The 24,020-nt window shown below is 70.3% G+C and carries 18 protein-coding genes; 13 read left to right on the plus strand and 5 right to left on the minus strand.

Annotated features, from left to right (window positions below; all coding sequences use genetic code 11):
• Nucleotides 1-9 precede the first annotated feature (9 nt).
• Genes EV279_RS04715 through EV279_RS04725 form a run of 3 tightly spaced genes read right to left on the minus strand, consistent with a single transcriptional unit; the run spans nt 10 to nt 5,200 of the window.
• On the minus strand, nt 10-1,245 hold the full coding sequence (locus EV279_RS04715) for a family 1 glycosylhydrolase (RefSeq protein WP_133541736.1): 1,236 nt from the start codon (nt 1,243-1,245) through the stop codon (nt 10-12).
• Entirely contained in the window at nt 1,242-2,912 is a 1,671-nt protein-coding gene (locus EV279_RS04720) for an alpha-amylase family glycosyl hydrolase (RefSeq protein ID WP_133541737.1), read from the minus strand. The genes EV279_RS04715 and EV279_RS04720 overlap by 4 nt, the downstream gene beginning before the upstream one ends.
• The gene (locus tag EV279_RS04725; RefSeq protein ID WP_166644442.1) at nt 2,909-5,200 is read right to left on the minus strand and encodes a beta-galactosidase; all 2,292 of its coding nucleotides are present in this window, start codon (nt 5,198-5,200) and stop codon (nt 2,909-2,911) included. The genes EV279_RS04720 and EV279_RS04725 overlap by 4 nt, the downstream gene beginning before the upstream one ends.
• A gap of 128 nt (nt 5,201-5,328) precedes the next feature.
• On the opposite strand from EV279_RS04725, the gene EV279_RS04730 reads away from it, so the two are divergent.
• From EV279_RS04730 to EV279_RS04750, 5 genes are all read left to right on the plus strand, one after another.
• Nucleotides 5,329-6,339: a LacI family DNA-binding transcriptional regulator gene (locus EV279_RS04730; protein ID WP_133541739.1), complete on the plus strand. Its 1,011-nt coding sequence runs from the start codon at nt 5,329-5,331 to the stop codon at nt 6,337-6,339.
• A gap of 98 nt (nt 6,340-6,437) precedes the next feature.
• The gene (locus EV279_RS04735) at nt 6,438-8,105 is read left to right on the plus strand and encodes an ABC transporter substrate-binding protein (protein WP_133541740.1); all 1,668 of its coding nucleotides are present in this window, start codon (nt 6,438-6,440) and stop codon (nt 8,103-8,105) included.
• 81 nt (nt 8,106-8,186) lie between these two features.
• Nucleotides 8,187-9,179, plus strand: coding sequence for an ABC transporter permease (locus EV279_RS04740; RefSeq protein ID WP_133541741.1), 993 nt, complete (start codon nt 8,187-8,189; stop codon nt 9,177-9,179).
• Nucleotides 9,176-10,087 carry an ABC transporter permease gene (locus EV279_RS04745; protein WP_133541742.1) on the plus strand — a complete coding sequence of 304 codons (912 nt, stop codon included), beginning with the start codon at nt 9,176-9,178 and terminating at the stop codon, nt 10,085-10,087. The genes EV279_RS04740 and EV279_RS04745 overlap by 4 nt, the downstream gene beginning before the upstream one ends.
• Entirely contained in the window at nt 10,087-12,015 is a 1,929-nt protein-coding gene (locus EV279_RS04750; RefSeq protein WP_133541743.1) for an ABC transporter ATP-binding protein, read from the plus strand. Before EV279_RS04745 ends, EV279_RS04750 begins: the two co-directional genes overlap by 1 nt.
• Nucleotides 12,016-12,028: 13 nt before the next feature.
• Here EV279_RS04750 and EV279_RS04755 read toward each other — a convergent pair whose 3' ends face one another.
• Nucleotides 12,029-13,387: a deoxyribodipyrimidine photo-lyase gene (locus EV279_RS04755; protein WP_133541744.1), complete on the minus strand. Its 1,359-nt coding sequence runs from the start codon at nt 13,385-13,387 to the stop codon at nt 12,029-12,031.
• Between the two features lie 173 nt (nt 13,388-13,560).
• Nucleotides 13,561-15,099 carry a diacylglycerol kinase family protein gene (locus EV279_RS04760; RefSeq protein ID WP_208109468.1) on the minus strand — a complete coding sequence of 513 codons (1,539 nt, stop codon included), beginning with the start codon at nt 15,097-15,099 and terminating at the stop codon, nt 13,561-13,563.
• A gap of 114 nt (nt 15,100-15,213) precedes the next feature.
• On the opposite strand from EV279_RS04760, the gene EV279_RS04765 reads away from it, so the two are divergent.
• The 8 genes from EV279_RS04765 to EV279_RS04800 all read left to right on the plus strand — a co-directional run bounded on the left by EV279_RS04765 (nt 15,214) and on the right by EV279_RS04800 (nt 23,849).
• Nucleotides 15,214-16,371 (plus strand): hypothetical protein, encoded by a 1,158-nt coding sequence (locus EV279_RS04765; RefSeq protein ID WP_133541745.1) that lies wholly within the window; start codon nt 15,214-15,216, stop codon nt 16,369-16,371.
• 170 nt (nt 16,372-16,541) lie between these two features.
• Entirely contained in the window at nt 16,542-17,825 is a 1,284-nt protein-coding gene (serS, locus tag EV279_RS04770) for a serine--tRNA ligase (RefSeq protein ID WP_133541746.1), read from the plus strand.
• Between the two features lie 55 nt (nt 17,826-17,880).
• The gene (locus EV279_RS04775) at nt 17,881-18,789 is read left to right on the plus strand and encodes an HAD family hydrolase (RefSeq protein WP_133541747.1); all 909 of its coding nucleotides are present in this window, start codon (nt 17,881-17,883) and stop codon (nt 18,787-18,789) included.
• A 139-nt stretch (nt 18,790-18,928) separates the two neighbouring features.
• Nucleotides 18,929-19,900, plus strand: coding sequence for an ABC transporter substrate-binding protein (locus tag EV279_RS04780; RefSeq protein ID WP_133541748.1), 972 nt, complete (start codon nt 18,929-18,931; stop codon nt 19,898-19,900).
• Nucleotides 19,901-20,003: 103 nt separating this feature from the next.
• Nucleotides 20,004-20,951: an amino acid ABC transporter permease gene (locus tag EV279_RS04785; protein ID WP_133541749.1), complete on the plus strand. Its 948-nt coding sequence runs from the start codon at nt 20,004-20,006 to the stop codon at nt 20,949-20,951.
• 5 nt (nt 20,952-20,956) lie between these two features.
• Nucleotides 20,957-21,766, plus strand: coding sequence for an amino acid ABC transporter ATP-binding protein (locus EV279_RS04790; protein ID WP_133541750.1), 810 nt, complete (start codon nt 20,957-20,959; stop codon nt 21,764-21,766).
• On the plus strand, nt 21,766-22,959 hold the full coding sequence (locus tag EV279_RS04795) for a M20 family metallopeptidase (protein ID WP_208109469.1): 1,194 nt from the start codon (nt 21,766-21,768) through the stop codon (nt 22,957-22,959). Before EV279_RS04790 ends, EV279_RS04795 begins: the two co-directional genes overlap by 1 nt.
• 32 nt (nt 22,960-22,991) lie before the next feature.
• Nucleotides 22,992-23,849: a MurR/RpiR family transcriptional regulator gene (locus EV279_RS04800; RefSeq protein ID WP_133544618.1), complete on the plus strand. Its 858-nt coding sequence runs from the start codon at nt 22,992-22,994 to the stop codon at nt 23,847-23,849.
• The last annotated feature ends 171 nt before the right edge of the window (nt 23,850-24,020 follow it).

A 24,020-nucleotide genomic window follows, 5' to 3' on the forward strand; every position in this document is an offset into this window, starting at 1 on the left:
GCCGCGTGCTCAGGCGGTGCCGGCACGTGCGCCGGCGAACTCCGGGGCGTGCTCGCCGTCGGCGGGGAACACATTCCTCCGTGCGAGGTCGCCGAGCCAGCCCAGGCTCGGCTTGGGGCTGCGCGCGAACGTCTCGCGATCGACCGCGATGAGGCCGAACGTCGGGCGGTACGAGCCCCACTCGTAGTTGTCGAGCAGCGACCAGTGGAGGTAGCCGCGCACATCGATCCCGTCGGCGATCGCGTCCGCCAGCGCCTTCAGGGCGCCGGTCGTGTAATGGATGCGGCGCGGGTCGTCTGCGGTGGCGATGCCGTTCTCGGTCACGATCATCGGGATGTCGCCCGACACGCGTCGCGTGTGGCGCAGCGCGTGACCGAGGGCTTCCGGGTAGTACTCCCAGCCGGTCAGAGTGCGCTCCGCCGTATCCGGCCAGGGCTGCGGACCGTATCCGAGGTCGTCGTCGGTCGGGCCGATGATCGTGCGGAGGTAGGACTGGACTCCGATGAAGTCGTCGTCGCGCGCCTGCTCGAGGAAGAAGTCCTCGCGCCAGTACTGCCACTCGTCGCGCTGGTCCTCCCAGCCGGGGACGGCCTGGAACACCTGGTTGGCCACCGTCCAGCCCGCGTTCTTCCCGTGCCGGCGAAGCACCTCCATGGATGCACGGTGCGCGGCCGCCGTCGCCCGGGCGACGTGCGGAGAGGGTCCGGGGAAGTTGACGCCGTTCTCGGTGTCGATGCGCGCTTCACTCTGGTTGATCATCATGTTCGGCTCGTTCATCGTGATGACCCAGTCGACGTCGTCGAGGATCGTCGACGCGATCTCCGTGTAGCGCTCGAAGCGAGCCGTCGCCCGCGGCGAGTACCAGCCGCCGTCGCGGTCCCACCAGCGCGGGAAGGTGAAGTGATGCAGTGTCACGATCGGCTCGACTCCGTGGGAGCGGCAGGTGTCGATCATGCGCCGGTAGTGGGCGAGCTGCGCTCTGGAGACGACGCCCTCCTCCGGCTCGATCCGCGCCCACTCGAGCGAGAAGCGGTACGCCGTGAGCCCTGCTCCGGCCAGGAGGGCGATGTCCTCGGGGTAGCGGTGGTACGAGTCGCACGCGTCTCCGGACGGCTCGGGGATCTGCGTGCCCGGGGAGTACTCGTTCACCCAGTGGCCGGTGTTGACGTTGTTGCCCTCGATCTGGTGTCCTGCGGTCGCGGCTCCCCAGAGGAAGCCTTCGGGTGCGGATGTCACGGAGGTCATGCGGTGTCCCTTTCTGTGGATGTGGATGTGGTGGCGAAGTCTGAGTGCGTGTCGGCCGACCGGTCGATGACGGCGTAGCCGAAGCCGGCGATGTGCGCCGTCTCCCCGTCGATCTCGACCCCTCGCCCGGTCACCACCCGACCCCGCAGGTCGGGCAGTTCGATCCGCGTCGCGGAGCGCCCCGGATTGAGCAGCACGAGCAGCGACTCGTCGTGCCCGCGCGCATAGACGAACGGGTACGGGCCGGTGACGACGCGCAGGGGCGAGGACGCGTGCAGGCGCGGATCCTCGTGCCTGAGTGCGACGAGACGGCGTACCTGGTGCAGCAGGGACGACTCGCTCGCGATCGAGTCGCTGACGGTCGGCGCATCGGGTGCGGGGTCTGCGGGCAGATAGGTCGACGCTCCGGGCGTCCCGGGTCCCGGCACGGACCCCGGGTCGCCCCACTGCATCGGCGTCCGCGACCCCGCGCGATCGTACGTGGGGGACAGCATCGAGCCCTCGATCGTGGGCGCGTCCGGCAGGAACCGCATGCCGATCTCATCCCCGTAGTAGATGCTCGGCATGGCCGGCCATGTCAGCGTCAGGACGAAGGCGACTCGCGCCTGCTCGGCATCCCGGGATCCCGAGACCAGTCGCGTGAAGTCGTGATTCGACGTCGGAAGTCCCAGGATGCCCGTGCGTCCGTACGCGTCGGACGATCGACCGCAGATCGCCCGGATCGCGTCCTCGGTCGCCGTCACGAAGGTCAGCGTGTCGCCCGCCGCTTCGGCGTCGGCCCAGCTCGGCACCTCTCCCCACTCCGCGTTGACGGTGCCCGAGCCGTTGTTCCAGAGCGAGCGCAACGGCAGGCCGTCGTCCGCACCGCCGAACTGGAGGAGGAAGTCGGCGTGGAACCCGGCCGGCACCGAGACCGCGGGGTCACCCCACTCCGCCACGAGGATCCGGCCGGGGTGGTGCTCGTCGACCCAGTCACGCAGGTCGGTCCACAGTCGTCGGGTCTCGACGAGCCCCTCATCGTCCTTCACCAGAGACGCGGCCATGTCGACGCGGAATCCCGACACGCCCCGCGCGAACCAGAACGACATGATGTCCTTCAAGGCCTGGCGATTGGCCGCCGGTCCCGGCGCATCGACGCTCTGGCGCCACGGCTCGGATTCGAGGGACCGGGCGTAGCCGAAGTTCAGCGCCGGCTGGCACGGGAAGAAGTTCGGCAGGAAGTGCCGACCTCCGAGGGGCTGCCAGCCGTCGCGCGGCTCGTCCGACCAGATGTAGCGGTCGCGCACGTGGGGCGGCGCATCCGGCGCGGCGGCGGAGAGGAACCACGGATGCTGGTCGGAGGTGTGCCCGGCCACCAGGTCGAGCAGGATGCCGATCCCGCGTTCGTGCGCATCTCGACACAGTGCGATCAGGTCGTCGTTCGTGCCGTAGCGGGGGGCGATCGTGCAGTAGTCGGCCACGTCGTAGCCGGCGTCCTGGAACGGCGAGACGAAGCACGGCGAGAGCCAGACGGCATCGACACCGAGCCATGCGAGGTAGTCCAGTCGCTGACGGACGCCCTCCAGATCGCCGATCCCGTCGCCGTTCGCGTCCGCGAAGCTCTGCGGGTAGATCTGGTACAGGACCAGCTCGCCGAGTCGCTGAGCGAGGTCGACCGCCGCCGTCACGACGTCCCACCCTGGAAGCGGACGCGGGCGAAGGTCTCTGCGGGACGTCGGACGAGCCACGCGCCCGTGCGTCCGGGCAGCGCCAGCTCCCCGTCGAGGAGCGGTCGACCGTCGCGCTCGAGGCGCACGCGAGCGTGCCACGGCGACACGTTGAGGACGTGCACGACCTCGACGCCGTCGTCGGTGCGGCACGGGACGACCACGACTCCGCGCACATCGCTCGTCACGGAGACGGACGGCTCGGCATCCAACCGCCCGAGGAGCGCGTCCCAGATCTCCGGCAGGCAGGGCAGGTCCGCGGCCGCCGTGATCACCCGGCCGCGGCCGAGGGGAGTCTCCACGACGCACGGCTCTCCGCTTCGGGCCAGGCGGGCGAGGACGGTGGACTCCTGTCCCACCGTGAGCGGCTGCGCGAAGCCCACCGCCACCTCCGCGCCGTTCCACGCGGGAGAGCCGTCGACATCGGCGGGCCGGACGAAGGGGGTGCGGCCCGGCGTCGCGGCGTACGTCATCGTGTGCAGCCCCGAGTCGTCGGTGACGCCCGGCTGGATGCCCAGCTCGTCGATCAGCGTCGTGCCCGGGCGCCCGATCATGTTGAGCGTGGGAAGAACCCCGCTCAGCAGAAGGCGTCCCCCCTTCCGCACCCACCCGACCAGCGCCCGCTGCAGAGCCCCGTCGAGATGCGGCGTCGGCGCCAGTGCGAGGACGCGGTCGACGTCGAGGTCGTCGAGGGCCCCCGCTTCGTCGAGGAGCACCGCATCCGGAGCGTAGCCGCCCACGATCAGCGCGCGCCCCATGACTTCACGGCTGCCCGTTCCCCGGAACCGCTCGAGGTCGGCCACGAACTGCGCGTCGCGCGCGGAGCCGGGATAGTGGTACTCCGTCATGTAGTGATCCACCACGAATGCGAGCGAGACGGGCGGTCGCTCCGGCCGGGCCGCCCGCAGCAGCTCCGCGTCGTCGCGGACGGCTGCCGTGGCGGCCGCCATGCGGTCGTACCAGGGGGCGACGCATCCTTCGGGGTCGATCGGGGCCGCGAATCCGTGACGCTCGCCGGTGAACGCCACGCGGTCGTTGCCGTCGCCGACGGCTTCGAAGAGCATCGGGTTGCGCCCGCCCGCGAGCATGTAGAGGTTGACCACCGACGCGCCCTGCGCGACGGCCAGCTGGAGCTTGAGCGGCGCGGCCTCCGGGCCCGAGGCGATGTCGAACGCCTCTCCGTAGTCGCCCGACCCCACTTCGAACTCGAGAGACCCGAACGGCTGGGCCGGGGCGCACGTCGCGGCGAGGAACGCGTTCGAAAGCCACAGGCCCGGCAGCTTGTCGAGGGTGAGGTCGCCGATGTAGACGTCCGTGCCCGGGATCGCGTCGGGGCCCGCGCCGTCCGCCGACCAGGTGCGGTACAGCTGCGAGATGCCGAGCGGGAACATCGTCGCCCGTCCGCCCCAGCACCCGTGCACATTGATCAGGAGCGGGATGCCCCGTCCCACGCCGAGCTCGCGCACCCACTCGGCGAGGATTGCGGCGTAGCGCGCATAGCGCTCGCGGGTGAAGTGGCCGAGATCGCGGTGGAAGGCGAGAACCTGCTCCTCGTTCGGCGAGCGGAGGGCCGGCGCCCACGTCTGCCTTCGCGCCACGTCGAATCCGGACCCGCCCACCCCGTAGCGGTCCTGCACCGCTTCCGCAGAGTCCCTCTCCACGAGCGTCTCGACGAGCTCTTCCAGGGTGCGGCGGGAGAGGTCGGGACTGTTCGTGACCCACGGGAGCATCCCGATCTCGTTGTCGAGCTGAACCCCGACGACGGGTCCGCCCCGGACCGAAGAATACGCCGCGATCACCGGGATGACCGCCTCGTACCAGCGGCGGGCCGCCGCGAGGAACTCGGGATGCAGGTAGTCGATCATCGTCTCGGGCTTGCGTGTGCCGTCCCACCCTTCGCAGCGGATCTCGGGGTGAGCGCGGAGCACCGAATAGCCGAGTCCCTCGTTCTTCAGCTCGGCCATCACGAAGGGTCCGGGGCGGGCGATGACCGCGAGCCCGCGATCCCTGCACAGCGCGAGGAAGCGCCCGAGGTCGAGGTGCGAGTGACGCCGGCCGAAGTCGAACTCCCCGTCGGGCAGCTCATGGACGAGCCAGGGGATGTAGGTGGCGATCGCGGCGACGCCGACACTCACCGCCTTGTCCAGGCGATCGCTCCATTCGTCGGGGTCGAGGCGCCAGTAATGGACTTCTCCGGAGATGACGAGATCGCTGCTCAGAAGGGGCAGGGCGTCTGACGTGGAGACCAAGGGGTCCAACTCCTTTGTCGGGGAACTCTGCGGAAAACGTGTTGTGTTAACCGGTTACATTGTGAGAAGGTACATGATGTAACCGGTGACATCAACGTCACCGCACAACTCGAAGACGAGGTACAGGCATGAAGAATCCGACGGTGCGCGACATCGCGCGCCATGCCGGGGTCTCGGTGGCCACCGTCTCCCGCGTGACGAAGAACGACCCTAAGGTGGCTCCCGCGACCCGCGACCGGGTGATGGCGGTCATCACCGAACTGCAGTACCGCCCGTCGGAACTGGGCCGGGCACTCGCGACGCAGCGTCACGGCGTGCTCGGGCTCGTCCTGCCCGGTCTCTCCGGTCCCTACTTCGCCGAGCTGATGTCGGGGGCGGAATCCGTCACGCTCCGCACGGGTTCAGCCGTCCTGGTCCTCGGGACCCACCTGCGTGCCGACTCCGGTGAAGCCGTCCGGCGCCTCGCCTCGCGGACGGACGCCCTGGTCGTCGTCGGCGGGACCGTCTCGGAGGAGCTCCTCGAGGAGCTCTCACCCCGCCTGCCCATCGTCGTCGTGGCCGGCCTCGCCGAGGGGCTGACCTCGGTGCGGACCGACGGCGTCACGGCCGTCCGCGAACTCGTCGAGCATCTCATCGTCGAGCACTCGATCACGGATCTCCGCTTCGTCGGATTCGATGCGTCCTCGCCCGATGCGACCGCCCGGTACCAGGGATTCCAAGAGTCTCTCGAGTCCCACGGACTGGTGGAGTCGGCGGAGCCGATCGTGTCCGGTCTCGACACCGTGATGGGTGCGCGGGCCGCGCGGCGCCTCCACAACGAGGGGACGCTCCCGCGCGCGCTGGTGTGCGCCAACGACGAGCTCGCCGTCGGGATGATCGCGACACTGCCCGGCCTCGGTCACCGCATCCCCGAGAACGTCGCCGTCGTCGGCTTCGACGATCTGGCGCTCGCCGCAGATGTCTCGCCCACCCTGACCACCGTGCACCATCCGGTGTTCGAGATCGGCGTCACGGCAGCCGAGCACGCCCTCGCGGCTGCCGGCAGGCGGAACGAGCCCGCCGTCGTCACGCTGCCGACGCGCCTGGTCATCCGCGAGTCGTGCGGATGCGCCGGCGAGAAGGAGCGGTCCCGCTTCTGACCTCCCGCACCGGCTGCAGCCGGTGCTCACCCCCTGGCTGAGGGCACGCTGCAGCGCTGCTTGGCGTGCGCCTCGATACGAAGGAAGGAAACATCACCATGAACTCCCGACTGGCTCCACGAGCCGCAGCCGGCATCGCAGCCCTCGCGGTCACCGGCGCGGCGCTCGCCGCCTGCAGCCCCGCGACCTCCGAGGGCAGCGCCGATGCCGCCGGAATGATCCCCGTCGTCCAGTTGGGCGACTTCGGCGGCGGATCGAACCCGCAGGTCAACTACAACCCGTTCTCGGCGAATCGCCTCGGGGTCATCTGGGGCATCTACGACACCCTCATGACGACGAACGGCTACGACTGCTCCGAGACGCCCGAGCTCGCCACCGAGTACGAGTGGGTGACCCCGAGCGAACTGCACCTGACGCTCCGCGAGAACGTCACGTGGAACGACGGCGAGCCCTTCACCGCCGAGGATGTCGCGTACACGTTCGGCATCATCAACGACAACGCCGCGCTCGACCTCACCGGGCTGGGCGCGCACCTCGAATCCGCCGAGGCGGTCGGCGAGAACGAAGCCGTCCTGACCTTCGACGCCCCGTCCGTCGCCGACACGCCGAAGATCCTCGCCACCTCCATCGTGCCGGAGCACGTCTGGTCGCAGCAGGAGGACCCGGTGACGTACACGGCGGAGGAGGCCGTCGGGACCGGGATGTTCACGGTCAAGTCGTTCACCCCTCAGCGCGTGAGCATGCAGAAGAACCCCGACTACTGGGATGCCGACAAGGTCAAGGTGCAGGAGGTCCGCTTCGTCAAGGACGGCGAGGCGCAGATCAACCAGCTCAACCTGGCCAAGGGGATGTACGACGCGCAGTACATGTACGTGCCCGACATCGAGGACACCTACGTCAAGGCGGACCCGGACCATCACGGCTACTGGTTCGCGCCGGGGTCGCCGATCTCGCTGCTGATGAACAACGCCAAGGCGCCCTTCGACGACCTGGCCTTCCGTGCGGCGATCATGCACGGGATCGACAAGGAGACGCTCGTCAAGCGGGCGGGCGAGGGATACACCACCGTGGCCTCGCAGACCTCACTCGTGGTGCCCGGCATGGACTCGTGGCTCGACCCCTCGATCGCGGACAAGGGAGTCATCCCCTTCGACGCACAGAAGGCCGACGAGCTGCTGACGGCCGCGGGCTACGCCACCGATTCGGACGGTCGGCGCCTCGGCAAGGACGGCGAGCCGCTCGCCTTCACGTTCATCACGCCGCAGGGCTGGGATGACTGGACCCGCGCCGCGAATGAAGTCGTCCGCTCGTTCGAGGACCTGGGCATCGAGGTCACCCTCAACACTCCCGAGTTCCAGACGTTCGAGGTGGACCGTCGGCAGGGCAACTACGATCTCCTCTTCGGCGTGCGAGGCGGCACGTGCTCGATGTTCCAGAACTTCAACGAGCCGCTGCACTCCGACAACACGGCGCCCATCGGCAAGGACGCGACGACGAACGAGTCGCGCTTCTCCGATCCCGCGGTCGATGCGCTTCTCGACCAGCTCCGAAACGCCAAGACGCCGGAGGAGCAGAAGCCGATCGTCGTCGAGCTCCAGAAGGCGATGATCGAGAAGGTCCCCTTCGTGCCGCTGTGGTACGGCGCCCGGTGGTTCGAGTACAACACGGCGCGGGTGGACGGATGGCCCACTGAGGACGACCCGTACGCCGCGGCATCCGACAACACGATCATCTTCAAGCGACTGGCGCCGGCAGACGGCGAATGAGAGCCGGGGCCCCGGCGGTCTCCGCCGGGGCCCCGCTCCCGGGCACGCGCTGCGGCGGTGCGTGCCGGAGAGGAGACGACGATGTACTTCCTACGCCGAATCGGGTTCTTCCTCCTCACACTCTGGGGAGCAGTCACCCTCAACTTCTTCATCCCCCGGATCTCCGGCGGCGACCCCGCAGCCGTCATGGCCCAGAAGATCGCGGGAAAGGGGGAACAGGTCACTCCGGCCCAGATCGACGCGATCCGAGCCATGATCGGCGCCCCCGACATCCCGATCTGGGAACAGTACGTGCAGTACCTCGGCAACACCGTGCGGGGTGACTTCGGGGTCTCCATGAGCTACTTCCCCTACACGGTCACGCACATGATCGGGGAGGCGATGTGGTGGACGATCGTGCTGGTCGGCGTCACGCTGATCCTCTCGTTCATCATCGGGACCCTCTTCGGCACCTGGGTGGCCTGGCGTCGGGGGACGACCTTCGACACGGTGATGACGGTGGGCGCGAGCTTCATCGGAACCCTCCCGTTCTTCTGGATCGCACTGCTGCTGATCTGGGGCCTGTCCTACACGCTCGGCTGGTTCCCCGCCTCCGGCGGCTACTCGGGCTTCTTCGAGCCGGGATTCACGCCTGAATTCATCGGCGACGCGGCCCACCACTTCGCCCTTCCTGCGCTGGCTCTGCTCATCACCGGACCCATCGGCTGGATGCTCGGCATGCGCAACAACATGGTGCAGTCCCTCGGGGAAGACCACTCGCGGTTCGGTCGCGCCAAGGGACTCAGCGGCCGTACCCTCGCGATCCACTACGGAGCCCGCGTGGCGATCCTCCCCAACGTCACCGGCCTGGCCATGGCCCTCGGCGCGATGATCGGCGGAACCGTCCTGGTCGAGCAGATCTTCCAGTACCCCGGAATGGGCCGCCTGCTCTTCGATGCGGTGGGCAACCACGACTACGCCCTCTCCCAGGCGGTGTTCCTCTTCATCGCCATCGGCGTCCTGGTCGCGAACCTGCTGGCCGACATGCTGTACGGCATCCTCGATCCTCGCGCCCGCCGGAAGGAGGCCTCATGATGGCCGTCGCAGATCCCCAGAGCACCTCGACCGCGACCCTCGCCGGCGTCGGCCTGCGCCGACCCCTACGGGCCCCCCAGTGGTGGGGAGTGCTGTGGCAGAACAAGAAGGCCCGGTTCGGGCTCATCCTTCTGGCCGTGTTCGCCGTCATGGCGGTGTTCGCGCCCGTGCTGGCTCCGTACGACCCCACGAGCCGCGAGTTCGACTCCGGCCTCCCGCCCTCGCCGGCCCACTGGCTCGGCACGACGGGGCAGGGTCAGGACGTGCTCAGCCAGGCCATCTGGGGCGCACGCACGTCGCTGACCGTGGGTCTGCTCGCGGGCCTGGCCGCGACGGCGATCGCGCTCATCGTCGGGATGACCGCCGGGTATCTCGGCGGGTTCACGGATGAGGTGCTCATGTTCATCACGAACATCGCGCTCATCGTCCCCGCGCTGCCGCTCATGCTGGCGCTCACCTCCTACGGGCAAGGCGGGACCTTCATGGTCATCTTCGTCATCGCCGTGACGGGGTGGGCCGGCTCGGCGCGTCTCAAACGGGCGCAGATCCTCACGCTGCGCAACCGGGACTACATCGAGGCGGCTCGGATGGCGGGGGACGGGACGATGCGCATCATCTTCCGCGAGATCGCCCCCAACATGACCTCGCTCATCGTGTTCGGCTTCATCGGCGCCGTCAGCGGCGCCGTGGCGGCGGAGGCGGGACTGAGCTTCCTCGGCATCGGGAACCTCGACGCGGTGTCGTGGGGTCAGATGCTGAACGCGGCCAGCAGCGACGGCGCCCTCCTGTCCGGCGGCATCCTCCGGCTGGTCGTTCCGGGTCTTCTCCTGGCCGGTCTCATCACCGCGCTCACCTTCATCAACTTCGGCGTCGATGCGCTGAGCAATCCTCACCTCAGGGAGTCCTGATGTCCGTCGAGACCATCATCACCGAGGCCGCCTCCGCGGAGCCGGCCTCCATCCCGGCCGGAGAGCGGCCTCCCGTGCTGCAGGTGCGCGGATTGAGCGTCGACTACACCTCGTCGTCCGGTCCCGCCGCCCACGCGGTGCGCGACGTGTCGTTCGACATCGGCGACGGGGAGTTCGTCGGACTCCTCGGCGAGTCCGGGTGCGGCAAGTCGACACTCGGCAACGCCATCCTGCGTCTGCTCGACAAACCCGCCCGGCACGCCGGCGGAGAGGTGGTCTTCGGGGGCCGCTCCCTCTACGGTCTTGCGGAGAACGATCTGGCCAAGCTGCGCTGGAGAGAGCTGTCGACCGTCTTCCAGTCGTCGATGAACTCGCTCAACCCGGTCCTGCGGGTCGTCGCGCAGTTCGAGGACGTCATGCGCGCGCACGACTGGGACGATGCGACCGAGGGCGACCGGCATGACCGGATCGCCGACGTGCTCCGATCGGTCGACCTCGATCCCGAGCGGGTGATGCGGGCGTACCCGCACGAGCTGTCCGGCGGGATGCGGCAGCGCGTCGCGCTGGCGCTGGCCCTCGTGCTCCGGCCGAGGCTCGTCGTGCTCGACGAGCCCACGACGGGCCTGGACGTCATCGTGCAGCGTCAGATCGTGAACGTCCTCCGCTCGCTCCAGGCGGAGCAGGGGTTCTCCGTCCTCTTCATCAGCCACGACCTCGGCACGGTGCTCGAGCTCTCCGACCGCGTGCTCGTGATGTACGCGGGGGAGATCGTCGAGCAGCGCGCGGCGCTCGACATCGCGAAGGACCCTCTCCATCCCTACACGCGGGGGCTTCTCGGCTCGTTCGACGATCCGCGCGCCGAGCAGGTCTCCGTGGCGTACATCGCGGGCCGTCCGCCTGCGCTCACCCTGCTGTCGGCGGGCTGCCCGTTCGCGGCCCGCTGCCCGTCCGCGATGGACATCTGCCGTTCGGTCGATCCCCCCGTCACCCCGGTGGGCTCGGATGCCGACGCCGGGGAGATTGTCCGCTGTCACCTCTTCGATGAGGACACGACCGAACCCGGCCGAGCGGCCGAGGTGTCGTTCTCGCGATTGACGGCGTGGTCGGATGAGCGGCGGCCGGTCGAGGATGCCTCGCCCATCGTCGTCCTCGACTCGGTGAGCAAGACCTACCATCGTCGCGAAGGGATGCGTCGCGTGCCCGTCGAGGCCGTGCAGGACGCCTCCTTCGCCCTCATCCCCGGCCAGGTGCGTGCGCTGGTCGGACAGTCGGGATCGGGCAAGTCCACGATCGCCAAGATGATCACCGGCACCGAGCACTGCACCTCCGGCACGATCACGGTCGGCGGGAAGGATGCCACACGCCTGCGCGGTCGGGCGCTCGCCCGCCATCGCGCCGATGTGCAGATGGTCTTCCAGGATCCGTTCTCCGCGCTGAACCCCACCACGACCATCGGCCATGCGCTCTCGCGTCCTCTGCGCAATCACCTCGGACTGCGCGGACGCGCTGTCGCGCAGCGCAGTGCCGAGCTCCTCGAATCCGTGGGGCTGAGCCCGGGCGAGTCCTACCTCGACAAGCTGCCTCATCAGCTCTCCGGAGGCCAGCGGCAGCGGGTGGTGATCGCTCGCGCGATGGCGCCGGAGCCCCGCGTGCTCATCGCCGACGAGCCCATCTCGATGCTCGATGTCTCGATCCGGGCGGAGATCCTCGAGCTCCTGGCCGACATGGTGCGTCGTCACGACATGGCGATGCTGTACATCACCCACGATCTCCTCAGCGCGCGACTCCTCGCCGACCGCACGATGGTGATGCACCGGGGACGGATCGTCGAGGACGGCGAGACCCAGGAGGTCGTCCTGCGCCCGAAGGAGGAGTACACCCGCCTGCTGCTCGACGCGATTCCGAACCCCTTCGCCGAGCGGGTCTGAGATACGGCGCCGATCAGGCGCGGGCGGCGCGCTTGACGTGCTCGTACGCGGCCAGCGCCGCCTTGCGCGTGTCCTTGAGGTCGACGACCGGCTGCGGCGGGTCGGCGTCGGCGTACTCCGGCGCCCACCGGCGGATGTAGAGGCCCTGCGGATCGAACTTGCCGGCCTGCAGCTCCGGATTGAAGATCCGGAAGTAGGGGGCGGCGTCCGCTCCGGATCCGGCGACCCACTGCCAGTTGAACGGGTTGTTCGCGCCGTCGGCGTCGACGAGGGTGTCCCAGAACCACTGCTCGCCGAGGCGCCAGTCGATGAGCAGGTTCTTGATGAGGAAGGATGCCGCGACCATGCGGACGCGGTTGTGCATGTAGCCGGTGTGCCAGAGCTCGCGCATTCCGGCATCCACGAGCGGAACCCCCGTCCGGCCCTGCTGCCACCTCTCGAGTTGAGAATGATCCAGCGGCGGCCAGGGGAACGCGTCGAACTCGCGGCGCAGGTTCTCGGTCGCGAGGTCGGGCACGTGGAAGAGCGTGTGCCACGCGAACTCGCGCCAGCCGAGCTCGGAGAGGAACCTGCCCCCCTCCCCGCCTGCCTTGGCGACCTCGTGCCACACCTGGTAGGGGCTCAGCTCGCCCCACCGAAGGCGCGGCGACAGGAGCGAGGTGGAGTCGGCGGCGGGCTCGTTCCGAGCTTTGGCGTACCCCTTCAGGTCGTCGTGGAGGAACTCCCGAAGCCGACTCCGGGCCGCGGGCTCGCCCGGCTCCCACCTCTCACGCAGGCCGGCCGCCCAGTCCGGATGCCGGGGCAGCAGCCCCCAGTCGTCGAGGTCGTCTGAGCGGGGGGCACGGCGGGGGCCCGGGATCGAGCGCGGCTCGGGGAGCGGTGCGCGAGGGGAGGGGAGCGCGAGGCACGCGCGCCAGAACGGGGAGAAGACGGAGAAGTGCGTGCCGGCTCCCGTGCGCACGGTCCAGGGCTCGAACAGGACGGATGCCGCGAACGAGTCGACCACGACTCCCTCGTCGCGCAGTGACGACTTGAGGGCGGTGTCGATCTCGCGCTCCTCGCCCCCGTAGCGCCGGTTCCAGAAGACGGCGCCGGCCCCGGCATCCGTGACCACCTCCCGGACCGCCTCTTCGGCCGGGCCCCGTCGCAGCACCAGCACACCGCCCCGCTCGGCGAGGCGGTCGCGCAGCGAGGCGAGGGATCCGTGCAGCCACCACCGCGCGGCGCCGCCGAGGGGGCGGATGCCGGGAGACTCCTCGTCGAGCACGTACAGGCCGATGACGGGCTCGTCGCGGTCGACGGCGGCACGGAGGGCGGGGTTGTCGGCGAGGCGGAGGTCGTCGCGGAACCACACGACCGAGGGCGAAGGCATGGTCGGATGCTAACCGCGGCTGCGAGGCGTGAGGCGGGCTTGACAGCGGGTGCTGCGTGTGGGGTCTCGGTTCGCGCCCCTGCAGAACTCCTTCCGTCCGTCGCTGCCGTCGGCGACACGCCGCCGCCAGGCGCCGCGCGGCAGCCGGACGACGGGGTTATGCGGCGGCCCGGTCAGAGGCCGCTGACGTCGTGGCCCTCGGGCACGGTGATCTCGAGGCCGCCGGGCACCACGCGAGCGCGGACGCTCACGGCCTCTCCGAACTCGTCGCCGTCCAGCTGCACGAACTGCGGCTCGGTCGCACCGACCTCCAGCTCCGCGCCCCGGGCGTAGCGCACGGCATTGTCGCGGGTGCGCAGGGCGAGCACCCGGCGCCCGGCCCGGAACTTGCGGAGGAAGCTGTTGTCCCACGCGACGCGGCGCCAGACGAAGATCCAGCCGAGCGGGCCCTTCGGCTGGAACACGACGATGTCCATCGACCCGTCGGTGACGGATGCCTCGGGAATGAGCTCGAGCCCCGCCGGCAGCGAGCCGCAGTTGGCGAACAGGACGCTCTGCACGCGGGCGGAGTGAAGGCGATGGCCCGAGATCTGGTACATGATCCGGAAGGGCTTCGCCCCCGCCAGCGACCGCGCGGCCCCGTCGACGTAGGCGACCCAGCCCACCGACTTCTTCAGCTGCGGGCTGGTGTTGGCGATCATGGCGGCGTCGAGCCCCATGCCCCCCATCACGACGAAGGCGTGCTCCTCGGTCTTGCCCGTCGGGCGGCGCAGCGCCGCGAACCCGATGTCGACGCCGATGCTGTCGCCCTCGAACGTCGCTCGGATCATCGTCTCCGGGTCGTCCAGCGGCAGCCGCAGATTGCGCGCGAGGAGGTTCCCCGTGCCGCTCGGAACGATCGTGAGCGGCACGCCGCTTCCCGCCATCGCCTCCGACACGGCGCGCACCGTGCCGTCGCCTCCCGCCACGAGCACGGCGTTCACGCCGACCTCGAGCGCCTGACGCGTGACGTCGTCGCCGAGGTCGTCGACCGTCGTCTCGTAGAAGAGGGGCTCCTCCCAGCCCGCCTCGGCGGACAGCCGCTCGACCGATCCGCGCAGAGCGTCGGCGTCCACCTTGATGGGGTTGTACACGAGAGCCAGCTTCGGGTTCGGTCGCTCCGCGCCGCCCTCCATGGGACGGGTCTCGCCCTCGGCGCCGACCCGACGCGCCTCGCCCGTCTCGCCTTCGGCGGTGTCGGGCGAGATGTCGCCGGGCTCGCGGATGACGTCGTCGGGCTTGGCCGCCGCGACCGGATCGGGCTCCCCGTCGGCGTCCGCGCGGGAGGATGCCGGCGCCCCGGGCTCGCCCGGGTCATCGCCGTCCTCGGGCTCGCCGCCGTCCTCGTCATGATCGCCGTCCTCGGAGTCGTCGTCGGCCTCGTCTGGATCCCCGTCCGCCTCGCCGGGCTTGTCGGAGCCGCCGTCGTCACCCTCGCCGGGCTTCTCGGAGCCGCCGTCGTCACCCTTCTCCGGACGGTCGTCGCGGCTCGCGGCCTTCGCGGCGACCTCCTGCAGCGTGTCATCGGCGAGATCCTCGGCCTCCGCGCGGATCTGGTCCGCCGAGACCCGGATCTCTCCCGTCTCCGGCCCGTCGGCGTAGATCGCGTCCGAGGGGTGGGGCGGATCCTCAGGCCGAGAGGTGTCTTCGCCCGATCCGGAACCCGCTGCCATGCGTACCACCATAGGGGCGCGGCATCCGTCGCACGTGGTTGTGCGCCCATCTTGACAAGCCGCGCGAGCCGGTCTCCCGCCGGGATCCCATCCCGGCGCAGTACACTCCCCGCCGTGACGCTGTTCGAGCCGCCGACGGGGCAGGGATGGCACGGGTACGAACCGGTTCCCCTCCGGCCCCCGCGCCGACGCGGCGGCGGTCGCGCGCTCGTCATCGTGCTCGTCGGCCTGGCGCTGGCCGTCGCCGGAGGGCTGTGGGCCATGGAGCAGTCCGGCGGCATGCCGTGGGCCCGCACCGCGCCCACGGCCGAGGTCGTCGCGCTCGCCGATCGCGTGCAGCTGACCGACACGGGTCGGGATCTCCTCTATTCCCTCCGTCCCGAGCTCGCCGACGCGGAGGCGGTCGCCGAGGCCTGCGGCGGCGCGGAGCGGGTTGCGCCCGGATCCGCGCCGGATGGGGAGACGACGCCGCTCGGCTGCTACGTCCGCTCGTTCGCGGGGCGCCACATCGTCCTCTACAACCCGCGCGACGAGCGCCTCGCCGGCATGGTCGTGACGACCGCGGCTCACGAGCTGCTCCACGCCGTCTACGACGCCCTTCCCGCCTCCGAGCAGAGCCGGATCGACGCGCTGATGGAGCTCGAACTCGCCCGCGTGCCGGTCGACGATCCCGTGCGACGGCAGATCGACTCGTCGGTGGGATCGCACGACTCGTCGGTCGGCACCGAGCGATTCGCGTACCTGGGGTCGCAGATCGAGCTCGAGGGCGGGTTCGCGCCCGAGCTCGAGAAGCTCTACGCGCGCTACTTCGTCGACCGGGCCGCGCTCGTGGCCGTGTTCCGCCAGACAGATGCCGTCGTCCACACGGTCATCGGCGAGCTCGACACCGACTGGGCGGCGCTCGCGGCGGAGGAGCAGGCGGGCCGCGATGCGCGTGCGACCTTCGAATCCGACCTTGCATCCCACCGGGCCGACCTCGCCGCGTACGAAGAGGAGCTCGCTCGCTTCGAAGCCCTTCCGCAGCAGGAGCGCGCGCAGTGGACGGTGACGCGGACCGCTCCCGACGGCTCCTCGACGACCCTCGGGTGGGAGCAGTCGCTCGCCCAGTGGCGGCGGGAGCTGGATGCCGCAGCCGCCGAGCTCGCCGCGCGCGGTCCTTCGCTCGACACCGCCGAGGAGGCGACGGCAGTCAAGCGCGCGGCGCTGGAGGAGCGGGAGCAGGATGCTGTCGCCCTCGTCGAAGCCGCATATCCGGGCACCGACCTGAAGTAGCGCGCATCCGGGCACCGACCTGAAGTAGGGCGCATCCGGGCACCGACCTGAAGTAGGGCGTACCCGGGCACCGACCCGAAGTAGGGCGTACCCGGGCACCGACCCGAAGAGGAAGGCGTCCCTGACGCCGGTCCGGCGGCACGCTCCCCGGCCGACTCTAGACTTGACGGATGATCGATCCCGTTCTTCTCCGCGAGAATCCCGAGCTGGTCAAGCGCTCGCAGGAGGCCCGGGGGGAGTCGCCCGACACGGTCGACGAGGCGCTCGCCGCCGACCACGACCGCCGCGCCGCCATCACGGCCTTCGAAGAGCTTCGCGCGACGCAGAACGCGCACGGCAAGCGCGTGGCACAGGCGCCGAAGGACGAGAAGGCGGCTCTGGTCGCCGAGGCGAAGGAGCTCAGCGAGCGGGTCAAGCGGGCCCAGCACGCCGTCACCGCGGCGGAGGAGGCGGCCGACGCCGCCTTCGCGAAGCTCGAGAACGTCATCATCGACGGCGTCCCTGCCGGGGGCGAGGACGACTTCATCACGCTGCGCACCCACGGCGAGCCCGCGCGGTTCGACTTCGAGCCGCGCGACCACCTCGAGCTCGGCGAGCTGATCGGGGCGATCGACATGGAGCGGGGCACGAAGGTCTCGGGCAGCCGCTTCTACTTCCTCACGGGCATCGGCGCACGCCTCGAGCTCGCGCTCATGACCCTCGCCCTCGACCGCGCGCTGCAGGCGGAGTTCACCCCGATCGTGCCGCCCACGCTCGTGCGTCCCGAGGTGATGCGGGGGACGGGCTTCCTCGGCCAGCACTCCGACGAGGTGTACCACCTCGAGGAGGACGACCTGTATCTCGTCGGAACGAGCGAGGTTCCGCTCGCCGGCTACCACATGGACGAGATCCTCGACTTCTCGCGCGGCCCCAAGCGGTACGCAGGATGGTCGACGTGCTACCGCCGGGAGGCGGGCTCGTACGGCAAGGACACGCGCGGCATCATCCGCGTGCACCAGTTCAACAAGCTCGAGATGTTCATCTACACGACACCGGATGACGCCGAGGCCGAGCATGATCGCCTCGTGGCCATGCAGGAGGGGATGCTCAAGGACCTCGGCCTGGCGTACCGCGTCATCGACGTCGCCGCCGGCGACCTCGGGTCGAGCGCGGCCCGCAAGTTCGACGTCGAGGCGTGGGTGCCGACGCAGAACGCGTACCGCGAGCTGACGAGCACGAGCAACTGCACGACGTATCAGGCGCGACGCCTCGACATCCGCTACCGACCGCAGTCGGCCGACGGCAAGGCGAGCGCGAAGACGACCAACGTCGCCACGCTCAACGGAACCCTCGCCACCACGAGGTGGATCGTCGCGATCCTCGAGACGCATCAGCGCGCCGACGGCTCGGTGGCGGTGCCCGAGGTCCTGCGTCCCTACCTCGGCGGCCTCGAGGTCATGGAGCCGACGGCATGACGCGCGGTACGCGTCCGGCGCGCGTCAGCGCGCAGCGCGCGAAGGGGACGATCTCATGAGCACGGAACATCTGCCCCCGACGGGATCGATCAAGGTCGTCAAGCCGAAGAAGGCGGCCAAGCTCGTCGAGGAGATCGCGCGCGACACCGAGAATCCGGATGTCGCGACCGAGCGCCTTCTCATCGTGCTCGACATCGACGGCACGATCCTGCTCGCCGACGAGACGCTCTCGCCGGGGGTCGCCGACGCGGTCGCGCACGCCCAGCGCACCGGGCATGAGGTCATGCTCGCGACCGGACGCTCCTGGGAGGGCACACGCGGCATCCTCGTCGCTCTGGGCATCGCGCCCGAGTTCGTGGTCTGCTCGAACGGCGCCGTGGTGATGCGGCGCCTCGACGGCGACGAGGGCGACTACGAGCGGTTCCACATCGAGACGTTCGATGCCACCGAGGTGCTGTCGCTGCTGCGCGAGCACCTGCCCGACGCGCGGTACATGGTGGAGCTCCCCGACGGGCACCGGCTCTACACCGAGTACCTCGACGACTGGAATCTCGTCGATGCACGGCGCGTGTCGTTCGACGAGCTCACGGCCCAGCCCGTCTGCCGCGTCGTCGTCGTCTCGCCGGGGCAGAGCGAGCAGGACTTCGTCGACCTCGTCGCCCGCATCGGTCTCAATCAGGTCTCGTACGCGGTCGGCTGGACGGCCTGGCTCGATGTCGCGCCGAAAGGCGTCGACAAGTCGACGGCGCTCGAGCGGGTGCGCGAGTGGACGGGCTTCGATCCGGCCCACGTGCTCGTGATCGGCGACGGGCGCAACGACGTCGGCATGTTCGAGTGGGCGCGTGAGAACGGCGGCCGCGCTGTGGCGATGGGTCAGGGGCCGCAAGAGGTTCGGGATGCCGCGACCGAGGTGACCCACTCCGTCGAGGCCGGTGGCGTCGCCAGGGTCCTGCGCGGCCTCTGATCGCGCACGGCACCGCGTCTCGCGAGGGCCCCGCCTCGGAAAGTTTGTTACGAATCGATTTCAAACTGGACAAACCGTAACGTTTGTTACAAGCTGTTCTCGGCGCTCAGAGGCGAGCGCACACGAGAAAGGTCCACGGATGGAACACCTCACCCCCCGACTGCGCCGCGCGGGCCTCGCGACGGCCGCCCTCGCCGCGACCGGGATCCTCGTCGCCGGCTGTGCCGCAGCATCCGGAAGCGAGCCGGCATCCGGCGACGCCGCGGCAGAGTCGACCCAGATCCTCGGCATGGACATCGCCGTCGACGACGACGCACGCGCGCTCCTCCCCGACGACATCGCCTCCGCCGGTGCCGTCAAGGTCGCCACCGACGCGCCGTACGCTCCGTTCGAGATGTTCGTCGAGGAGGGCTCCGAAGAGCTCACCGGCGTCGATGTCCTCCTCGGCCAGGCCATCGGCGCCAAGCTCGGGATCGACTTCGACTTCGCCCAGCAGGGCTTCGACGGCATCATCCCCGCGCTTCAGGCCGGCAACTTCGAGGTCGCGATGTCGGCGATGACCTCGAGCGTCGAGCGGATGGACGTGCTCACCTTCGTCGACTACTCCGCGTCGGGCACCGGCATCCTCACCCGCGCGGGCAACCCGGACGGCATCGAAACCTACCTCGACCTGTGCGGCAAGAACGTGGCGGTGCAGTCCGCCACGAGCCAGGTCGACCTCGTGAACGAGTCCTGGCAGGCGGAGTGCGAGGCCGAGGGCCTCGAGCCCATCGCGCTCGCCGAGTTCCCGTCCGACTCCGACGCCCAGCTCGCCATCACGGCGGGCAAGGCCGTCGCGTCGCTGCTGACGAAGCCGAGCGCCGGCTACGTCGCCAAGACGACGAACGACGGCAAGACGTTCGAGGTCGTCGAGGACGAGACCGCGCCCAACGGCTACGACGCGACCCTGAACGGGATCGGCGTGCTCAAGGAGAACGAGGAGTTCGCGAAGGCCATCCAGGCGGCACTCCAGTCGCTCATGGACGACGGGACGTACACCAAGATCCTCGACGAGTTCGGCGTCGCCGGCATCGGCATCGACGAGGCCACGATCGACGGCGCCAAGTCCTGACCGGAACCCCCCGGACCCCGGTGCGGCCGGCACCCCTCCGCCGGCCGCACCGGGTCGCATAATCTCCGCTGCGGGCATCCAGCCCGCCCCACCGAGGAGCATCATGGCCGCATCGTCGCCGCAGCTCGCCGCCGGCGCCTCCACGGACGCCTCGTCCGAGCGTCGACCCGCACCCATCACCGCCGTTCCCCTGCGCCACCCCTGGCGGTGGGTGTCGGGGATCGTCGTCGGACTCCTCGCCGCCGCCCTTGTCCTCGGGTTCGCACAGAACCCCAACATCGACTGGCCGACGGTCGGCGAGTACCTCTTCGCGCCGCTCACCCTGCAGGGCCTCGCGACCACCATCTACCTGACGATCGCGGCGATGGCGATCGGCCTCAGCGGCGGAGTCGTCGTGGCGATCATGCGCCTGTCGCCGAACCCGGTGATGCGGGTCGTGAGCGGGCTGTTCGTCTGGATCTTCCGCGGAACGCCCGTGCTGCTGCAGCTCATCTTCTGGGGCTTCATCGGCGCCTTCCTCCCCAAGCTCGTGATCGGCATCCCGTTCACCAGCGTCGAATTCTGGTCGGTCTCGACGAGCGACCTCATCCCGGCGACCGTCGCGGCGCTGCTCGCGCTCGGTCTCAACGAGATGGCCTACGCCTCCGAGATCGTCCGCGCAGGCATCGTGTCGGTCGACCACGGTCAGACCGAGGCGGCGCACTCCCTGGGCATGACGCCCGGGCGGACCATGCGCCGTATCGTCCTGCCGCAGGCCATGCGCGTGATCGTCCCGCCGATGGGCAACGAGGTCATCACGATGCTGAAGACGACCGCGCTCGTCTCGGTCATCGCGGGCCGCGACCTCATGTCGAATCTGCAGGCCGCCTACGCGCAGAACTTCAAGATCATCCCCCTCCTCATCGTCGCCGCGATCTGGTACCTCGTGCTCACCAGCATCCTCGCCGTCCCCCAGGCATGGCTCGAGCGCCGCTTCGGGCGCGGTGTGGCCGGGGCGCGGGAGAACGGCGCCCTCCGACTGCTCCGCAGCTGGAAGGGCGGAAAGAAGTGACCACCATGCTCCCCACCGAACCCGCCCTGTCCGACGGGGCCGCCCCCACCGCGACGTCGGCCATCATCGACGCCCGCGACGTCTACAAGCGCTTCGGGTCGCTCGAGGTGCTCAAGGGCATCACCCTGCAGGTCGAGCGCGGCCAGGTCGCGTGCCTCCTCGGCCCCTCCGGCTCGGGCAAGTCCACGTTCCTGCGCTGCATCAACCACCTCGAGAAGATCGACGCCGGAATGATCCGCGTCGCCGGCCGAACGGTCGGATACGAAGAGCGCAATGGAAAGCTCTACGAGCTGCGCGAGAAGGATGTCGCGCGTCAGCGCCGCGGCGTGGGCATGGTCTTCCAGCGGTTCAACCTGTTCCCGCACATGACGGCCCTCGAGAACGTGATCGAGGCACCGGTCCAGGTGCTCGGCACCTCCCGCGCGGCTGCGCGGGAGCGCGCCATGCAGCTGCTCGACCGCGTCGGGCTCGCCGACAAGGCGGCCAGCTACCCGAGCGCCCTGTCCGGCGGCCAGCAGCAGCGCATCGCGATCGCGCGGGCGCTCGCGATGGACCCCGAGGTCATGCTCTTCGACGAGCCGACGTCGGCGCTGGACCCCGAGCTCGTCGGCGACGTCCTCGACGTCATGCGCGACCTCGCGGCATCCGGCATGACCATGATCGTGGTCACCCACGAGATCGGCTTCGCGCGCGAGGTCGGCGACGTCGCGGTCTTCATGGACGGCGGCGTGGTCGTCGAGCAGGGCCGGCCCTCCGACGTGCTCGTCAACCCCCGCGAGGCCCGCACCCAGGCGTTCCTCGCCAAGGTGCTGTAGTGCCCGGCGTGCCGGGCGCCGTCGTCGCACCGACGGCGGCGGCCCTGCGTGCCCGCGCGGAGGCCCTCCTGCCGGCCTTCCGCGCCGAGCTCGCCGAGCTGGTCTCGATCGACTCGGGGTCGCATTCCCCGCGGGGAGTGGATGCCGCGGGCGGGTGGTGCACCGAACGCCTCACCGCACTGGGGTGCGAGGTCGAGCGAGTCCCGACCCCGCGGATCGGCTCGGAGCGTTTCGGCGATGTCGTGCTCGGGCGCCTGCGGGGCCGCGGCAGCCGACGCATCCTCCTGTTCGCCCACCTCGACACCGTCTTCGCCGACGGTACGGCCGCCGCACGGCCGTACCGCGAGGACGGGAGTCGCGCCTTCGGCCCGGGCGTCTGCGACGACAAGGGCGGTGCGGTCGCCGCGCTCCACGCCGTGCGCGTGCTCGTCGAGGCGGGGTTCTCGGACTTCGGCGAGATCGTCATCGCCTTCAGCCCGGACGAGGAGGTCGGCTCACCGGCTTCCGGGGCCATCCTCGCCGATCTCGCGCGGGGGATGGATGCGGCGCTCTGCCTCGAGTGCGCGCGAGAGAACGGCGACCTCGTGACGGCGCGCAAGGGCGTCGCCGACATCCGCATCGACGTGCGCGGTCGGGCCGCGCACTCCGGCGTCGAACCGCACCGGGGCCGAAACGCCGCCGTCGAGGCCGCGCACCTGCTGCTGGACGTGCAGGGTCTGAGCGGCGCGCGACCCGGGCTCACCGTGAACATCGGGGTCGTCAACGCGGGGGAGCGGACGAACGTCGTGCCCGCGTCGGCGCAGTTGTTCGGCGAGGTGCGCGCGGCCACGCTCGCCGACCTGGACTGGGCTCTCGCGTCGATCGAGGCGCGCGCCGCCGCCACCGTCATCGACGGCGTCTCGGCCGTCGCGGAGCGCATGGCCGTCTGCCCGCCGCTCGAGCCCCGGTCGACCGACGCCCTCTTCGCGAAAGCCGCCGCCGTGGGCGCCGAGCTCGGCGTCCCGGTCGCGGGGGCCGCCACCGGCGGCGTCTCGGACGCGAACTTCGTCGCCGCCACCGGCGTGCCCGTGCTCGACGGGCTGGGTCCGATCGGCGGCGACGACCACGCCGAGACGGAGTGGCTCGACCTCGCCAGCGTGCCTGAGCGGGTGGCTCTGCTGGCGGGCCTGGTCGTGCGCATCGCCGCCGGGTGAGCGCGCTACTGTCGAGGTCGGAGGTGCTCGAGATGGCCGAGGCCGGCATCGCGGAGTCGATCCGCCGCGGCATGGGCGACTGCTCGCCCGCCGAGCGGAGGGTCGCGCGCGTCCTCCTCGCCGCCTACCCGTCGGCCGGCTTCGAGACCGTCGCCCGCCTCGCGGAGCGCGCGGGCGTCAGCGGCCCCACCGTCCTGCGGTTCGTGCAGCGACTGGGCTACAAGGGCTTCCCCGACTTCCAGGAGGCCCTGCGGCGCGACCTCGACGAGCGGTCGGCGTCGCCCCTGCGCATCCATCAGACCCGCCCGCCGCGCGACGACTCCACGCAGTCGCTGCGCGATCGCGCCGCCGCCATCTCGGTCGCGACGCTGCAGCGCACGTTCGACGAGGTCAGCACCCACGACCTCGACCGGTGCGTCGAGCTCATCTCCACAGCATCCGGCTCGGTCCTCATCGCGGGCGGGCGCTACAGCGGCCTGCTCGGGCAGATCCTCGCGCTGCATCTCGAGCAGCTGCGACCGCGCGTGCGCATGCTCCCCGAAGAGCCGTCGGCACGGGCCGCGCTCGTCGAAGACCTCGGACGCCGCGACGTGCTCATCCTCTTCGACTACCGCCGCTACGAGGACCACACGCAGCGCCTCGCGCGCGTCGGCCGCGCGCGGCACGCCTCCATCGTCCTCTTCACCGACAGCTGGCTCTCGCCCATCTCCTCCGAGGCCGACGTCGTGCTCTCGAGCGAGACGGGAGCGCCCTCGCCGTTCGACGCGCTCACGCCAGTCATGGCGCTCATCGAAGCCGTCGTCGCCGGCTGTTTCGACCGCCTCGGCGATGCGGCGGTCGACCGGATGGCGCGCGCCGACCGCGTCGCCGGAGACCTCGGCCTGTACTGACCGCAGGGTGCGGCGGTGATGCGGCGGCCCGACGCAGGCGATCCGATCGCACCAGGCGCCGAGCCGCGGCATCCGCCTGTCTTCATCCGATCGCCTGTCCCGAGACGGGAGGGATGTCTCGCCGCCTCGATCGCTGGATGCGGCGAGTTGAGCCTCCGGCGTCGAGGCGAG

The sequence above is a fragment of the Microbacterium sp. BK668 genome, from assembly GCF_004362195.1.
Classification (GTDB): domain Bacteria; phylum Actinomycetota; class Actinomycetes; order Actinomycetales; family Microbacteriaceae; genus Microbacterium.

Coding starts and splice junctions, on each gene's coding strand:
- EV279_RS04755 (WP_133541744.1), bottom strand. CDS start 13,387: ATGCCTTCGCCCTCGGTCGTGTGGTTCCGCGACGACCTCCGCCTCGCC.
- EV279_RS04745 (WP_133541742.1), top strand. CDS start 9,176: ATGATGGCCGTCGCAGATCCCCAGAGCACCTCGACCGCGACCCTCGCC.
- EV279_RS04760 (WP_208109468.1), bottom strand. CDS start 15,099: ATGGCAGCGGGTTCCGGATCGGGCGAAGACACCTCTCGGCCTGAGGAT.
- EV279_RS04780 (WP_133541748.1), top strand. CDS start 18,929: ATGGAACACCTCACCCCCCGACTGCGCCGCGCGGGCCTCGCGACGGCC.
- serS (WP_133541746.1), top strand. CDS start 16,542: ATGATCGATCCCGTTCTTCTCCGCGAGAATCCCGAGCTGGTCAAGCGC.
- EV279_RS04730 (WP_133541739.1), top strand. CDS start 5,329: ATGAAGAATCCGACGGTGCGCGACATCGCGCGCCATGCCGGGGTCTCG.
- EV279_RS04775 (WP_133541747.1), top strand. CDS start 17,881: ATGAGCACGGAACATCTGCCCCCGACGGGATCGATCAAGGTCGTCAAG.
- EV279_RS04800 (WP_133544618.1), top strand. CDS start 22,992: ATGGCCGAGGCCGGCATCGCGGAGTCGATCCGCCGCGGCATGGGCGAC.
- EV279_RS04750 (WP_133541743.1), top strand. CDS start 10,087: ATGTCCGTCGAGACCATCATCACCGAGGCCGCCTCCGCGGAGCCGGCC.
- EV279_RS04715 (WP_133541736.1), bottom strand. CDS start 1,245: ATGACCTCCGTGACATCCGCACCCGAAGGCTTCCTCTGGGGAGCCGCG.
- EV279_RS04785 (WP_133541749.1), top strand. CDS start 20,004: ATGGCCGCATCGTCGCCGCAGCTCGCCGCCGGCGCCTCCACGGACGCC.
- EV279_RS04790 (WP_133541750.1), top strand. CDS start 20,957: ATGCTCCCCACCGAACCCGCCCTGTCCGACGGGGCCGCCCCCACCGCG.
- EV279_RS04740 (WP_133541741.1), top strand. CDS start 8,187: ATGTACTTCCTACGCCGAATCGGGTTCTTCCTCCTCACACTCTGGGGA.
- EV279_RS04735 (WP_133541740.1), top strand. CDS start 6,438: ATGAACTCCCGACTGGCTCCACGAGCCGCAGCCGGCATCGCAGCCCTC.